16 protein-coding genes are annotated in these 14,119 nt (G+C 70.2%); 13 read left to right on the top strand and 3 right to left on the bottom strand.

Features of this window, described 5'->3' with window-relative positions; genetic code table 11:
• The first annotated feature begins 41 nt into the window (after window positions 1–41).
• The 8 genes from ectB to ABD333_RS05625 all read left to right on the top strand — a co-directional run bounded on the left by ectB (window position 42) and on the right by ABD333_RS05625 (window position 6,697).
• A complete protein-coding gene (gene ectB, locus ABD333_RS05660) occupies window positions 42–1,304 on the top strand; it encodes a diaminobutyrate--2-oxoglutarate transaminase (protein ID WP_344538292.1) in 1,263 nt (420 codons plus the stop codon).
• Window positions 1,305–1,315: 11 nt separating this feature from the next.
• Window positions 1,316–1,723, top strand: coding sequence for an ectoine synthase (locus ABD333_RS05655; RefSeq protein WP_344538290.1), 408 nt, complete (start codon window positions 1,316–1,318; stop codon window positions 1,721–1,723).
• A complete protein-coding gene (gene thpD, locus ABD333_RS05650) occupies window positions 1,720–2,628 on the top strand; it encodes an ectoine hydroxylase (RefSeq protein WP_344538288.1) in 909 nt (302 codons plus the stop codon). Before ABD333_RS05655 ends, thpD begins: the two co-directional genes overlap by 4 nt.
• 165 nt (window positions 2,629–2,793) lie before the next feature.
• Window positions 2,794–3,687: an ectoine/hydroxyectoine ABC transporter substrate-binding protein EhuB gene (ehuB, locus tag ABD333_RS05645; protein ID WP_344538286.1), complete on the top strand. Its 894-nt coding sequence runs from the start codon at window positions 2,794–2,796 to the stop codon at window positions 3,685–3,687.
• Window positions 3,688–3,692: 5 nt separating this feature from the next.
• Window positions 3,693–4,421, top strand: coding sequence for an ectoine/hydroxyectoine ABC transporter permease subunit EhuC (ehuC, locus tag ABD333_RS05640; protein ID WP_344538284.1), 729 nt, complete (start codon window positions 3,693–3,695; stop codon window positions 4,419–4,421).
• Window positions 4,418–5,071: an ectoine/hydroxyectoine ABC transporter permease subunit EhuD gene (gene ehuD / locus ABD333_RS05635; protein WP_344538282.1), complete on the top strand. Its 654-nt coding sequence runs from the start codon at window positions 4,418–4,420 to the stop codon at window positions 5,069–5,071. The genes ehuC and ehuD overlap by 4 nt, the downstream gene beginning before the upstream one ends.
• Window positions 5,058–5,924: an ectoine/hydroxyectoine ABC transporter ATP-binding protein EhuA gene (gene ehuA / locus ABD333_RS05630; protein WP_344538280.1), complete on the top strand. Its 867-nt coding sequence runs from the start codon at window positions 5,058–5,060 to the stop codon at window positions 5,922–5,924. The genes ehuD and ehuA overlap by 14 nt, the downstream gene beginning before the upstream one ends.
• Window positions 5,925–6,091: 167 nt before the next feature.
• Complete coding sequence (locus tag ABD333_RS05625; RefSeq protein WP_344538278.1) at window positions 6,092–6,697, top strand: RICIN domain-containing protein; 606 nt, start codon at window positions 6,092–6,094, stop codon at window positions 6,695–6,697.
• Window positions 6,698–6,776: 79 nt separating this feature from the next.
• Here the strand turns inward: ABD333_RS05625 and ABD333_RS05620 are convergent, their stop codons facing one another.
• Window positions 6,777–7,430 carry an HD domain-containing protein gene (locus ABD333_RS05620; RefSeq protein WP_344538276.1) on the bottom strand — a complete coding sequence of 218 codons (654 nt, stop codon included), beginning with the start codon at window positions 7,428–7,430 and terminating at the stop codon, window positions 6,777–6,779.
• 70 nt (window positions 7,431–7,500) lie between these two features.
• On the opposite strand from ABD333_RS05620, the gene ABD333_RS05615 reads away from it, so the two are divergent.
• Genes ABD333_RS05615 through ABD333_RS05600 form a run of 4 tightly spaced genes read left to right on the top strand, consistent with a single transcriptional unit; the run spans window position 7,501 to window position 11,285 of the window.
• On the top strand, window positions 7,501–8,484 hold the full coding sequence (locus ABD333_RS05615) for a GlxA family transcriptional regulator (RefSeq protein ID WP_344538274.1): 984 nt from the start codon (window positions 7,501–7,503) through the stop codon (window positions 8,482–8,484).
• A 31-nt stretch (window positions 8,485–8,515) separates the two neighbouring features.
• The gene (locus tag ABD333_RS05610) at window positions 8,516–9,682 is read left to right on the top strand and encodes a thiolase family protein (RefSeq protein WP_344538272.1); all 1,167 of its coding nucleotides are present in this window, start codon (window positions 8,516–8,518) and stop codon (window positions 9,680–9,682) included.
• A gap of 3 nt (window positions 9,683–9,685) precedes the next feature.
• Window positions 9,686–10,084: a Zn-ribbon domain-containing OB-fold protein gene (locus ABD333_RS05605; RefSeq protein WP_344538271.1), complete on the top strand. Its 399-nt coding sequence runs from the start codon at window positions 9,686–9,688 to the stop codon at window positions 10,082–10,084.
• A 46-nt stretch (window positions 10,085–10,130) separates the two neighbouring features.
• Window positions 10,131–11,285: an NAD(P)H-dependent flavin oxidoreductase gene (locus ABD333_RS05600; protein ID WP_344538269.1), complete on the top strand. Its 1,155-nt coding sequence runs from the start codon at window positions 10,131–10,133 to the stop codon at window positions 11,283–11,285.
• Here ABD333_RS05600 and ABD333_RS05595 read toward each other — a convergent pair.
• Window positions 11,269–12,735, bottom strand: coding sequence for an SGNH/GDSL hydrolase family protein (locus ABD333_RS05595; protein ID WP_344538267.1), 1,467 nt, complete (start codon window positions 12,733–12,735; stop codon window positions 11,269–11,271). The genes ABD333_RS05600 and ABD333_RS05595 overlap by 17 nt on opposite strands.
• A 145-nt stretch (window positions 12,736–12,880) precedes the next feature.
• Here ABD333_RS05595 and ABD333_RS05590 point away from each other — a divergent pair, with 145 nt between their 5' ends.
• Window positions 12,881–13,474 carry a DUF4126 domain-containing protein gene (locus ABD333_RS05590; protein WP_344538265.1) on the top strand — a complete coding sequence of 198 codons (594 nt, stop codon included), beginning with the start codon at window positions 12,881–12,883 and terminating at the stop codon, window positions 13,472–13,474.
• Between the two features lie 8 nt (window positions 13,475–13,482).
• Here the strand turns inward: ABD333_RS05590 and ABD333_RS05585 are convergent, their stop codons facing one another.
• Window positions 13,483–14,118 (bottom strand): hypothetical protein, encoded by a 636-nt coding sequence (locus tag ABD333_RS05585; RefSeq protein WP_344538263.1) that lies wholly within the window; start codon window positions 14,116–14,118, stop codon window positions 13,483–13,485.
• Window position 14,119 lies beyond the last annotated feature (1 nt).

Raw genomic sequence — 14,119 nt, 5'->3', positions numbered from 1 at the left:
CTCCCGCCCTGTTTCGCTCCCACTCGATGCCGGAGGAACACATGGACGTTTTCGCACGTCTCGAATCGGAAGTCCGCGGCTACTGCAGGGGCTGGCCCACGGTGTTCACCACCGCCCGGGACAGCCAGATCACCGATGAGAACGGCACGACCTACCTCGACTTCTTCGCCGGCGCAGGCACGCTGAACTACGGGCACAACAACCCCGTTCTGAAACGCCCGCTGATGGATTACCTCGCCGCCGACTCCATCGTGCACAGCCTCGACATGTACACCGACGCCAAACGCACGTTCTTGGAACGATTCAACGATGTGGTGCTCGCGCCACGCGGACTCGACTACAAAGTGCAGTTCCCCGGCCCCGCGGGCAACCACTCCGTGGAGGCCGCCCTCAAGCTCGCCCGCAAATACACCGGCCGCGAGACCGTCGTCAGCTTCACCAACGCCTTCCACGGCATGACGCTCGGCGCGCTGGCGGTGACGGGGAACTCGATGAAGCGCACCGGGGCGGGCGTGCCGCTCGGCCACGGCGTGGCGATGCCGTACGACAACTACCTCGACGGCCGCACCCCCGACTTCCTGCTGCTGGACACGATGCTCGACGACAGCGGCAGCGGCCTGGACAAGCCCGCCGCCGTGATCGTCGAGACCGTGCAGGGCGAGGGCGGGATCAACGTGGCCACCCCGGAATGGCTGCGCGGGCTGGCCGACCTGTGCCGGCGCCACGACATCCTGCTGATCGTCGACGACGTGCAGATGGGGTGCGGGCGGACGGGCCCGTTCTTCAGCTTCGAGGAGGCCGGCATCACGCCGGACATCATCTGCCTGTCCAAGTCGCTGAGCGGCTACGGCCTGCCGTTCGCGGTGACGCTCATGCGGCCCGAGCTGGACGTGTGGGAGCCGGGCGAGCACAACGGCACGTTCCGCGGGTTCAACCCCGCCTTCGTCACCGCGACCGCCGCGCTGGAGGAGTTCTGGTCCGGTGAGGGCCTGGAGAAGCAGACCCTGGCCAAGGGCGAGCAGGTCGAGCGCGCCCTCCAGGAGATCGCGCTGGAGCACGCCGGCGCGATCGAGACCGTCCGCGGGCGCGGCCTGGTCTGGGGCATGGTCATGAAGGACCCCGAGCTGGCTCCCAGGATCTGCGCCGAGGCGTTCGAGCGCGGCCTGCTCATGGAGACCTCCGGGCCCGAGGGCGAGGTCGTCAAGCTGCTGCCGCCGCTCACCGTCACCGAGGCCGAGCTCGCCCGGGGCCTGGAGATCATCGCCGAGTCGGTGCGCGCCGTCCGCGCCGCCGTCACCGTCTGAGGAGAGAGTCAATGATCGTCCGATCGCTGAAGGAGATCGTCGGCACCGAGCGCGACGTCCAGGCCGAGACCTGGTGCAGCCGCCGCCTGGTGCTGGCCAAGGAGAAGGTCGGCTTCTCGCTGCACGACACCGTTCTGTACGCGGGCACGGAGACGCGCATGTGGTACGCCAACCACATCGAGGCGGTCTACTGCATCGAGGGCGAAGGCGAGCTGATCAATGACGAGACCGGTGAGAAGCACCGGATCGAGCCGGGGGTGATGTACCTGCTCGACGGGCACGAGCACCACACGCTGCGCGCCCACACCGACGTGCGTACGGTCTGCGTCTTCAACCCGCCCTGCACCGGCAGGGAGGTCCACGACGAGAACGGTGTCTACCCGCTGCTGACCGAGCCCACAGAGAAGGAGAACGCATGAGTCTCATGGAGTCCCACCCCACGCTCGCCGACGCGTATCCGACGCGGGTGTCCACCGAGCCCACCCTGCTCTACCGGCAGGACCCGGTGGTCTACGGCGGCCCCGAGGACGGCCCCATCGACGCCGCGACGCTCGACTCGTTCGAGGCCAACGGCTACCTGAGCGTCGAGCAGCTGATCGGCCCCGAGGAGGTCGAGACCTACCGCGCCGAGCTGCGCCGGATGGCCGCCGACCCCGCGATCCTCGCCGACGAGCGCACGGTGACCGAGCGCGACTCCGACGAGGTGCGCTCGATCTTCGAGGTGCACAGGATCAGCGACGTTTTCGCCCGCCTGGTCCGCGATCCGCGCGTGGTCGGCAGGGCACGGCAGATCCTGGGCTCCGATGTTTACGTCCACCAGAGCCGGGTCAATTACAAGCCAGGCTTCACTGGCAAGGACTTCTACTGGCACTCGGACTTCGAGACCTGGCACGCCGAAGACGGCATGCCCCGCATGCGCGCGGTGAGCATCTCCATCGCGCTCACCGAGAACTTCGTGCACAACGGAGGCCTCATGATCATGCCCGGCTCGCACAAGACCTTCGTGGCGTGCGTCGGCGAGACCCCGGCCGACCACTACAAGGCCTCGCTGAAGTCCCAGGAGGTCGGCACCCCCGACCCGGGCAGCCTGTCGATCCTCGCCGACAAGCACGGCATCGAGCTGTTCACCGGCCCGGCCGGCTCGGCCACGATGTTCGACTGCAACTGCATGCACGGCTCCAACGGCAACATCACCCCGTTCCCGCGCTCGAACGTCTTCATCGTCTTCAACAGCGTCGAGAACACCTGCGTGGAACCGTTCTCCGCACCCTCGCCGCGCCCCTCGTTCATCGGGGCACGCGACTTCACCCCCATCACCGACTGATCCGACCGCCCTACTGATCCGGCCATCCCGGGGACCGGCCGCTCCCCCCGCTCCCAGTCCCCGGCCCGACCCCCGTCCCCCCGATCCCCACCACCCCATCCCCGCGCCCGCCGGAGGCTCCGAGCCCCCGGCGGGCGCGGCGGCGCAACTCACAGGAGTTCAAAGATGACTTCCTCCCGTCGCGATTTCCTGCGCAACGGCGTCCTGCTCGCCGGCGCGGTCCCCGTCCTCGGCGCCACCGCGTGTACCACGACCGACCCCAAGAAGGAGAAGGCCAGCGGCGGCACGCTGGAGAGGGCCAGGAAGCAGGGCTACATCCAGGTCGGCTACGCCAACGAGTCGCCGTACGGCTTCACCACCAGCGACGGCAAGCTGACCGGCGAGGCCCCCGAACTCGCCAAGGTGATCTTCAAGGAGCTCGGCATCAACGAGGTCCGCGGCGTCCAGGTGGACTTCAACGGGCTCATCCCCGCCGTCCAGGCCAGACGCTTCGACGCCATCGCGGCGGGCATGTTCATCAACCCTGATCGGTGCAGCAAGATCATCTTCGCCGACCCCGAGTACATCGCCAAGACCGCCTTCATGGTCCCCAAGGGCAATCCCAAGGGGCTCAAGAACTTCGACGACGCCATCAAGCAGAAGGTCAGGGTCGGCGTGATGAAGGGGGCGGCCGAGGCCGACTACGCCGCCAAGCTCGGTGTCGCGAAAGGCAACATCAAGCCCTTCCCCGACGGGCCCGGCGCCTTCGACGGCCTCAGGGCCGGCCGCTGCGACTGCATCGCGCTCACCCGTATCTCGCTCATGGACCTGCTGTCCAAGCACAAGAACGACCCGTTCGAGGTCACGCCGGCGTTCGACGTGATCATCAACGGCAAGGAGCAGTCCGGTGCGGGCGGCTTCGGCTTCCGCAAGGCCGACACCGATCTCGTCCAGGCGTTCAACGGCAAGCTCGCCGAGCTCAAGAAGAGCGGCCGCCTGCTGCAGATCCTCCAGCCGTTCGGGTTCAGCCAGGCCGAGATGCCCGGCGACCGTACGGCCGCTGAGTTCTGCAAGGCCTGATCCTCGTGTCGGAGATCCTCAAGAGCCCGCTCCTGTGGGACGGGGCGGTGAAGACCTTGCAGCTCACGCTGTATTCGGCGGTCATCGCGCTGGTCCTGGCCTTCGTCTTCGGAGTGATGGGCACGTCGAGCCACCTCGCGGCCCGTGCGGCAGGCCGGACCTACGTGGAGTTCTTCCGCGGCCTGCCCGCGCTGGTCCTGATGTTCTGGTTCTTCAACTCCCTCCCGCTCGTGGGTTTCAAGATCGAGACGCTGTTCTGCGGTGTGCTGGCGCTGGCGCTCAACTATGGGGCCTACGGCGCCGAGGTGGTGCGCGGCTCGATCAACGCCGTGCCCAAGGCCCAGTTCGAGGCGACCATCGCGCTCAACATGCGACCGCACCAGCGCATGTGGCGGGTTCTGCTGCCCCAGGCGTTCCCGCTCATGCTGCCTCCCTTCGGCAACCTGCTGATCGAGCTGCTCAAGGCCACCGCCATCGTCTCGCTGATCAGCATCAGCGACCTGATGTTCGGGGCCGAGAAGCTGCGCGCCTCCACCGGCAAGAGCGTCACGGTGTACCTCATCGTGCTGGTCGTCTACTTCGTGATCGCGCAGGTGCTCCAGTTGCTCGTCCGTTTCCTGGAGCGTCGTAGCCAGCGCATCCTCGGCCGCCGGCCGCAGCGGCGTGCCGCGACGGCCATCGCGGGCACCGCGGGCGCGGGCGGCCTGACCGGCGTAGGAAGGACGGGCACATGACCTGGGACTGGAACTACGCGGGCGACCTGGTGTCGCCGCTCCTGGATGGCCTGAGGTACACGCTGGGCGCCACCGTGCTGGGTTACGTGCTGGCGCTGGTGCTCGGCCTCGTCTGGGCGGTCCTCCGCCGGTCGCCCAACATCCTGCTGAACCAGGTGGTCCGCTGGGTGGTCGAGTTCGTCCGGAGCACACCGCTGCTGGTGCAGCTGGTCTTCCTGTTCTACGCGCTGCCGCAGGCGGGGATCCAGTTCAGCGCCTTCTGGACCGGCGTGATCGGACTCGGTGTGCACTACTCCACCTATATCTCGGAGGTCTACCGCGCGGGCATCGAGGACGTGCCGCGCGGGCAGTGGGAGGCGTGCACCGCCCTCAACCTCCCGCGCGGCCGGGTCTGGTTCGGAGTGGTACTGCCCCAGGCGGTGCGCAAGGTGATCCCGACGCTGGGCAACTACCTGATCGCGCTGTTCAAGGACTCGCCGCTGATGCTTGTGATCACCGTCCCGGAGATGATGTCCGTGGCGACCACCGAGGGCGGGAAGACCGCGCAATACCTCGAACCGCTCACCATCGCGGCCGCGATCTTCGTCATCGTGAGCATCCTGTCATCTGTTCTGATCCGACGCATGGAGGGGCGTTATGCCGCCATCTAGCGCCACACCCGAGGCCCCCACACCGGAGGACTCCCCCGAGGCCACGGCCACGACCGCGACCGGCTCACCGCTGCCGCACGGCACGGCGCCCGGCATCCTGTTCGAGAAGGTGGTCAAGCGGTTCGGCGACAACGTCGTGCTCCGAGAGCTGGACTTCACCGTCTCGGCCGGGGAACGGGTGACGCTGATCGGGCCGAGCGGCTCGGGCAAGACCACGATCCTGCGGCTCCTGATGACCTTGGAGAAGCCCGACGGCGGTGTCATCTGGATCGGCGACCGGCCGCTGTGGCACATGGACCGCGGCGGCAGCCTCGCGCCCGCCAACGAAAAGCACCTGCACGAGATGCGCAAGCAGGTCGGCATGGTCTTCCAGCAGTTCAACCTGTTCCCGAACATGAACGTGCTGCGCAACCTCATCGAGGGGCCGGTCCGGGTCCTCGGACTGTCGAAGGACGAGGCCGTGGAGCGTGTCCGCGGGCTGCTCGACATGGTCGGCCTGTCGGACAAGATCGATGCACACCCGTCGCAGCTGTCGGGCGGCCAGCAGCAGCGCGTGGCGATCGCCCGGGCGCTGGCCATGCAGCCCAAGGTGCTGCTGCTGGACGAGGTCACCTCGGCGCTCGACCCCGAGCTGGTGGTGGGCGTCCAGGACCTGCTGCGCGACATCGCCCGCGAGAGCGATCTGACCCTGCTCTGCGTGACCCACGAGATGCACTTCGCCAGGGACATCTCCGACCGGGTCCTGATGTTCGACCAGGGCCAGATCGTCGAGGAGGGCCCGCCGGACCAGATCTTCGGCGAGCCCACCGAACAGCGCACCAAGGACTTCCTCCAGGCGATCCTCGCCTCCTGAGACTTCCCGCTGCCGGCTCTCCGGGGCCCGCACTCCGTTCCGGCCGGGTGCGGGCCCGATCATCGCGGTTCCCCCCGGGAGACGGGGCGGAGACGATCCGGCGACGTGCCGGAGACGTGCCTGGTCTTTCATGGGGCGTCCATCAGGAAACCCTCCCGAGGAGGACCATGAACAGGTCCCTGGCCACCGCCACCGGAGCGGCGGCACTGCTCGCGGCACTCGTCCCGGCCGGTCCGGTGAACGCGGCCACCTCCCCACCGGCGGACACCGACCGAGCCGCAACGGCTGCGCAGGACCCCGGATGGGCACGCACCGGCAATGACCTCAGCGAGCTTGAGCTGATCCCGGCCAACGGCACCAAGAAGGCTCCAGGCAGGTGGAGCTATCTGCGGTTCAAGCACAGCAACAAGTGCCTGACCGTCATGGGCGCCAGCAAGAGGAACGGGGCGTACATCAACCAGTACCGATGCCTCTGGCGGCGCAACCAGCAGTGGCAGTTCGAACGTGTCGCCGGCTTCTTCGGGGTCATCCGCAATGCCCACAGCGGCAAGTGCTTTGACCTGGGCCGCGGCGGCAAGAAGGGCACAAAGCTCTGGCAGTGGAAGTGCCATGGCAAGAACAACCAGAAGTTCGCCCTCATGAATCCTTGGATCAGGTCCTTCAAGAACTACGCGCTGGACGTAACGGGCGGCTCCAAGGCCGACAACGCGCCGGTCGTCGTCTGGACCGTCAAGCGAGTCAAGAACCAGTACATCTACGCCACGCTTGTCTGAGCCCGAGTGGGGCGCGGCGGCGTCGGGCGGAGGCCGGCGCCGCCGCGACGCCGAGCGGGATGAATCTTCGCGGCGGCCGTTAGGCGACTCCTGGCCAGGCCTCGGCGGCCTCTTCGCGCAAGTTGGGGACGGGGATGTCGGGCTTGACCTTGCGGAGGAGCTCGAAGGCCAGCGACGCAGGCGGCGCCTTGTCGTGGTTGCGGAGCGCCTGGTCGAGGATGGCGTCGCCCAGGCCCGCGTCCGGCAGCAACCGCGGGATGGCGGCGTGCACCCGGTCGACGAGACCTTCGGGGAACGCCTCGATGCCCTGGGCGACGACGTCGGCCCCGGCGCCGAGGTGGGTGAGGGCGATCTCCGGGCGCAGGCGGTGGGCGACCCCGAGGGTGGTGTGCAGCGCGATCGCCTGCCAGACGATGTCGATCCGGTCCTCGGCGACACCCTGGTCGCGCAGGAACGCAGCGGCCACGTCGGCGCCGTCCACCTCGAAGCGCTGGTCGCCGTCGCCGCGCTCGCTGAGGCCGGCGTCGTGGAGCACGGCGGCCAGGAAGAGCAGCTCGTCGTCGTAGTCGGCGCCAGGACGCAGGCCCTGCGCCTCCCCTGCGGCCCGCCCGAAGAGATAGGTCCGCACGCAGTGGTTGACGAGGGCCGGTGTCTCCAGTTCCTCGGCGAACGCCAGCGCCTTGCGGGTCAGCTCGGTGTCGGGCATGTCGAAGTCGGTGAAGTGATCTGCCATGCGTAGATCGTCGGCGTTCCGGGAGGCACCCGACAGTGTCCAGAATGCCGGGGTGCGCTAGATTCTGGCCATGCATGTTGTGGCCGTTCTCGCCCTTGAGGGCGCCGTCGCCTTCGAGCTGACGGTGCCCTGCCAGGTCTTCGGGTCCGCCGTCGGGGAGAACGGCGAACCGCTGTACGAGACGCGGGTCTGCACGGTGCCGGGCAAGGCGATCACCACGGGCTTCTTCGGGCAGATGAGGCTGGAGACGCCGTGGGGATTGGAGACGCTGGCCACCGCCGACACCATCGTGATCCCCGCCCACGACACGTTCCTGGACGAGCCGCCCGCCGAGGTGCTCGAAGCGCTGCGCGAGGCCGCCGGGCGCGGATCGCGGATCGCCTCCATCTGTGTCGGCGCGTTCGTCCTGGCCGCGACCGGGATGCTGGACGGCATGCGGGCGACCACGCACTGGATGCAGGCGGCCGAGCTGGCACGCCGCCATCCGCGCATCGAGGTCGACCCCGCGGTGCTGTTCGTGGACAACGGCTCCCTGCTGACCGCGGCCGGGGTCGCGGCGGGCATCGATCTGTGCCTGCACATCGTCCGCCGCGACAACGGGTCGGCCGTGGCTGCGCGTACGGCGCGGGGCATCGTCATGCCGTTGCAGCGGGACGGCGGGCAGGCCCAGTTCATCCAGCACGAGGACCCGCAGGACACCGGGACGGCCCTGCAGCCGACCATGGCGTGGATGGAGGCCAACCTGCACCGGCCGCTCACCCTGGAGGAGATCGCCAGGGAGGCGGCGGTGAGCGTCCGCACGCTGACGCGGCGGTTCCGGGCGCAGGCCGGCACGACGCCGCTGCAGTGGCTCCTGCGTGCGCGCATCCATCGTGCGCAGCAGCTGCTGGAGAGCACCGACCTGCCGGTCGAACGCGTCGCGGCGGAGGCCGGGTTCGGCTCGCCGGTGACGCTGCGGGCGCATTTCGCCCGCATGGTGGGCGCCTCGCCGCTGGCCTACCGCCACGCCTTCCGCACCCGCGCGGACGAGTCCGAATCGGGTTCGGTAACGTAGGGCGTCACTCATCGGGAGGTGGCGGTGATCCATGGTTGACGGCGCGAGCATCGTGGGGCTCGGCATGACCGAGCTCGGCCGGGTGTACGGGCGCAGCCCGCGCCGGCTGGCGGCCGACGCGGTCCGGCTCGCGGTCGCCGACGCGGGCCTGGCCCTCGACGACGTGGACGGGCTGCTGGTCAGCCACGGGATGGGCGGCTCCCCCGGCATCGAGCTCGCCGACACCCTCGGGCTGCGCGACCTCCAGCTGCTCACCAAGATGGACGCCTTCGGCGCCACGGCGGGCGCGATGGTGTCGTACGCGGCGCTGTCGGTGCTCAGCGGTGCCGCGTCCACGGTGGTGTGCGTCTTCGCCGACGCGCCCCTCCAGCCCAAGCAGTCGGCTGGCTCGGCCTACCACCGCGACGCGCCCGAATGGTACGGCTTCGGCGGCATGACGGCCGCGCTCGGCTTCCGCAGCGTCAACGCGTTCTACGCGCTCGCGGCGCAGCGGCACATGGCTCACTACGGCACCACCAGCGAGCAGCTCGGCGCGATCGCGGTCAGCACGCGCGAGTGGGCCACGCGCAACCCGCTCGCGCAGATGCGCGAGCCGATCACGCTCGCCGACCACCAGGACTCGCGATGGGTGGCCGAGCCGCTGCACCTGCTCGACTGCTGCCTGGTCTCGAACGGCGCCATCGCCGTCGTCGTCACCGCCGCGGAACGCGCCCGCGACCTCGCCCAGCCGCCCGTGCACCTGTGGGGCTGGGGCCAGGGGCATCCGGGCCACCGCAAGGAACGCGGGAGCGAGTTCGGCCTGACCACCGGCGCGGCCACGTCCGGGCCGATCGCGATGAAGATGGCGGGCGTGACCATCGACGACATCGACGTGTGCCAGCTCTACGACTGCTACACCTACACGGTCCTGGTGTCGCTGGAGGACTACGGCTTCTGCGCCAAGGGCGAGGGCGGCGCGTTCGCCGCGTCCGGCGCGCTCGGCCCCGGCGGCGCGCTGCCGACCAACACCGGCGGCGGCCAGCTGTCGGCCTACTACATGTGGGGCATGACGCCGCTGTCGGAGGCCGTGATCCAGGCCCGCGGGCAGGGCGGCGAACGCCAGGCGGCCACGAACGACGTGATCCTCGTCAGCGGCAACGGCGGCATCCTCGACCACCACTCGACGCTGATCCTCAGTCCGCACGCGAAGGGGGCCTGACCCATGGAGATCGGCATCCTGCGGCGCGACGGCCGTACCGACCCGTTCTTCGACGGCACCGCCGCCGACCGCCTGATGATCAAGCGGTGCGAGGCGTGCGACCTGTGGTTCGCGCCGGACGCGGGCGGCTGCCCCGGCTGCGGCGAGGAGGAGCTGACCTGGGCGCAGGCCGCCGGGGACGCGACGCTGGTGACCTGGACGGTCACGCACGGCCGCCCCGACGAGGAGGGGAACGCGCCACCGCCCGCCTACCTGGCGCTGGTCGAGCTCACCGAAGGACCGTGGCTGCACGCGCGGCTGAACGGCGTGGACACCGGGACACTGCGTGAGGGCCTTCCGTTGCGGGTGACGTTCGAGCATCCGGCCGAGGGCGAGGCGTACGTGCTGTTCCGGCCCGTGTGAGCCGGCACTATGGACCGAATGACGTTCGGTCCATTAGCGTCGGGGCATGCGTACCGAGGTGTGTGAGAGGTTCGGGATCGAGTTCCCGCTGTTCGCCTTCAGCCACTGCCGCGACGTGGTCGCCGCCGTCACCAACGCCGGAGGCCTCGGCGTGCTCGGGGCCGTCGCCTACACCCCCGACCGGCTGGAAGAAGAACTCCGCTGGATCGACGACCACGTCGGCGGCCGCCCGTACGGCGTGGACGTCCTCGTGCCCAGCAAGATCGATGAGTCCGCGGAGAAGGCCGGACGGGGCGAGGGCGGGCTCGACACCATGCTCGCCGCCGTCCCCCAGGAGCACTGGACGTTCCTCTTCCAGCTGTTCGAGAAGTACGGGGTGCCGCTGCCCGACTTCGAGAAGGCCAAGAAGACCCGGGACGCCAAGGGCGCCGGAGCGCAGGTGACCTCGCAGGGCGCGACCGCGCTCATCGACGTGTCGCTCGGCCACCCCATCGGCCTCATCGCCAGCGCGCTCGGCACGCCGCCGCCCCTCATGGTCGACAAGGCCAAGGCCGCCGGGGTTCCCGTGGCGGCCCTCGTCGGCACCGCCGAACACGCCCGCCGCCAGGTCGCCGCGGGCGTCGACCTCATCGTCGCCCAGGGCGGCGAGGCCGGCGGCCACACCGGCGAGATCTCCACCATGGTCCTGGTGCCCGAGGTCGTCGACACCGTCGCCCCGATCCCCGTGCTGGCCGCGGGCGGCATCGCGACCGGCCGCCAGATGGCGGCCTCGATGGCCCTCGGCGCCTCCGGCGTCTGGTGCGGCTCGGTGTGGCTGACCACCGAGGAGGCCGAGACGCCGCCGCACGTGAAGGCGAAGATGCTCGCCGCCACCTCGCGCGACACCGTCCGGTCGCGGTCGCGCACCGGCAAGCCCGCCCGGCAGCTGAAGTCCGCCTGGACCGACGAGTGGGAGGGCCCCGCCAGCCCCGGGGCCCTCGGCATGCCGCTGCAGATGATCGTCGCCGAGGGCGCGATGCGGCAGATCAACAAGGTCGCCGAGAGCGGCAACGAGGGCGCCCGCGAGCTGGCCAACTACTTCGTCGGCCAGTGCGTCGGGCTGATGAACACCGTCCGGCCCGCGCGCCAGGTCGTCTACGACATGATCGAGGAGTTCGCCGAGGCCGTGGAACGCCTCAACGCCATCACCGGGGCGGATTGAGCGGACGTCCGGGACCCCGGTTGATCTGGTCGACGAAGAGCCTGGCGAGCGCCTTGTAGCCGTTCGCCGTGGGGTGGTAGCTGCGCGACTCGGGGGCCAGCGCCGCCAGGTTGACCGCCAGCCCGTTCATGTACGGGTCGGCGGTGCCCACCTCGTGCCCGGCGAACGCGCTGTAGGCGTCGACGAACTCCACGCTCCCCGGCGCGCGGGCGCCGGCGATGTGGGCGTCGGCCTCCGTGACCGCCTGGCGGATCAGCTCGTTGAGGTCGCGGGCCCGTGCGTTCAGCCACTGCTGGTCGGCGACGCTGATGTTGTCGCCGTCGGTGCCGGACGTCTCCTTGAACGCGCGCGGATAGCCGAGCACGATCACCCGGGCCTGCGGCGCCCGGGCGCGGATCTCCCTCAGCACCGTGGGCAGGTCGCGCCGCAACCCGGCCATCCGGTCGGCGATGCCGCGGCCCTGGTCCTGGCAGCCCTTGCTCCATGGCAGCTTGATCACACAACCGGCCAGCACCTTGGAGAAGCCGACGTCGTTGCCGCCGATGCTGATCGTGACGAGGCTGGTGTTCTGGTCGATCCGGCCGATCTGCGGCGGCTCGCCCGACTTGCCCTGCATCACGTCGCCCGTCGTCGCGCCGGAGCACGCCCAGAACGCACTCCCCCGGGCGAAGCCGAACGACTTGGCGACCGCGTGGTAGTAAGCCTGCCCGGTGCGGTGACAGCGGTTGAGCGGGTTGAGGTCGGCGGCGGTGAGGTCGGCCCCCACGCCCGCCGAGTACGAGTCGCCCAACGCCACGTACGCCCCCTGCACGGCGACCTGGGCGGGGCTGACCTGCGGAGCTCCCCGCACCGGCTCGGCCCGCGGCTCGTGGACCCTGGGCCGGCAGCCGTTGCCGTCCCCGAACGTCTCGCACCGGACGGCGGGCAGCGCCACCAGCGGAACGACCATCATCAGGACCAGCCCGAGGAGCACTCCCAGCGCCACCCCCCGATCACCGAACCGTTCCCGCGCCCGCCCGGGCAGCCCCGTAACAAGGCCACGAACGCTCCCACGCCCGACCACATCATCCGGCTCCAAAACCACCGTGACCCCGGTGCCCGACCGCACCGCCGCCCCCGGCTGCGCCGCCGCGCCGGCCTGCACTGCCGTCCCAGCACCCGGCTGCGCCGTCGTGCCCGGCTGCGCCGTCGTCCCGGCCGCCTGCTCTACCGTGCCGGTGCCCGGCTGCGCCGCCGCGCCTGCGCCCGGCTGCACCGCCGCACCGGCCTGCGCGGCCGTCCCTGCGTCCGGCCGTACCGTCGTCCCGACGCCCGGCTGCGCCGTCGTCCCGGCCGCCGCCTGCTCTGCCGTGGCGGTGTTCGGGGGTGCCGTCGTTGCCGGTTCCGGCGTCGTTTCGATGCGCGGCTCCGGTGTGTCGTCGGGTCCCAGCTCCGGTCCCGGCCCCGTCATCGCTCGCCCTTCCGTCCCGCCGCCCGAATGTGCAGACGTTCATGGGTTCCCCTGGGTTCCCACCTTTACGTTGTAGATCAATGTCTGGCGGAACACGAACGGGGAATCTCACGTCCAAGGGGGACACGATACTTCCGGGGGAATCATGCTGGCGGTGCTGACCGGTCTCGGGCTGTCCGCGGCGGCGGGCCTCAACGCCTACATCCCGATGCTGGTGGTCGGGCTGCTGGACCGCCACACCGACCTCGTTCGGCTGCCGGCCGAGTTCGGCTGGCTCACCAACGGCTGGGTCCTGGCGCTCCTGGGCGTCCTGCTCGCCGCCGAGGTCGTCCTGGACAAGGTCGCCGTCGTCGACAGCGTCAACGACGCGGTGCAGACGTTCGTCCGGCCGGCCGCGGGCGGCGCCGTGTTCGCCGCCACCGACGCGGCCGGCCGGCTCGACTCGTCGTCGTTCATGACCGACCATCCGTGGATCGGCTGGGTCCTCGGGATCGTGGTCGCCCTCGTCGTCCACCTCACCAAGACCTCCATCCGCCCGATCGTCAACGCCGGCACCCTCGGCACCGGCGCGCCGGTCGTGAGCATGGTCGAGGACACCGTCTCCCTCGGGATGAGCGTCCTGGCGATCCTGGCCCCGGTCATCGCGCTGATCGGGGTCGTGATGCTGGCGTTCGTCTCGTTCCGCATGCTCAGGACGCTCCGCCGCAGACGCCGGAGAGCCGAGCGCTCCGGCGCCTGATCGTTCGGTCAGCCGGGAAGGTCGACGCGGATCTCGCCGCCCAGGCGGGCGCCCAGGTCCAGGTCCAGGTCGTCGCCGCTCCAGAAACGGCCCGGGTCGAACCAGCTGGGCCGGCGCCCCTTCGGCAGCAGCCCCATGGCCTGGTAGGTCACGGCCACGATCTCGGCGCAGAACGCGGTCTCCAGGTCGGGGTCGCGTTCGGCGGGACGGCGGAACGGGATCCGGCCGCGAATCCAGCGGGACGCCATCCGCGACGTTGAGGGGAAGGGCGTGCCGTCGAGCCGCGCGACCGCGCGCAGCGCCGCGTTCTCCATCTCACGCGAGGCGGGCGGATCGAGCTGGCGGAGCCACGCGCGCTGCCCGTACCGTCCCGCCCACACCAGGACCGCGTCGCGCAGGTCGTGCAGCTGGGCGCCCCGATGGTGACCGCCCGACCACAGGTCGGGCAGGGATCTGCCCAGCTCCGCGTGCCACATCAGCGGCGGCAGGTCCTCCACCACGATGGCCATGCCGACGTGGTTGACGGGACTGTTGGTCATCGTCTGGATCGCGCGGTCGGCGACGGTGCGGCCCCGGAAGAGCCAGACGTCGCCGGTCCGGGTCAGGTCCACCGCCTTGGCCAGTGGGATGCTCGTGCCGCTCATG

Origin of the sequence: Actinomadura fulvescens (genome assembly GCF_039533225.1) — a bacterium.
GTDB classification, from domain to species: Bacteria; Actinomycetota; Actinomycetes; order Streptosporangiales; family Streptosporangiaceae; genus Spirillospora; species Spirillospora fulvescens.
The sequence above is the reverse complement of the archived record's forward strand: the minus strand, read 5'-3'. Positions and strand labels throughout refer to the sequence as shown.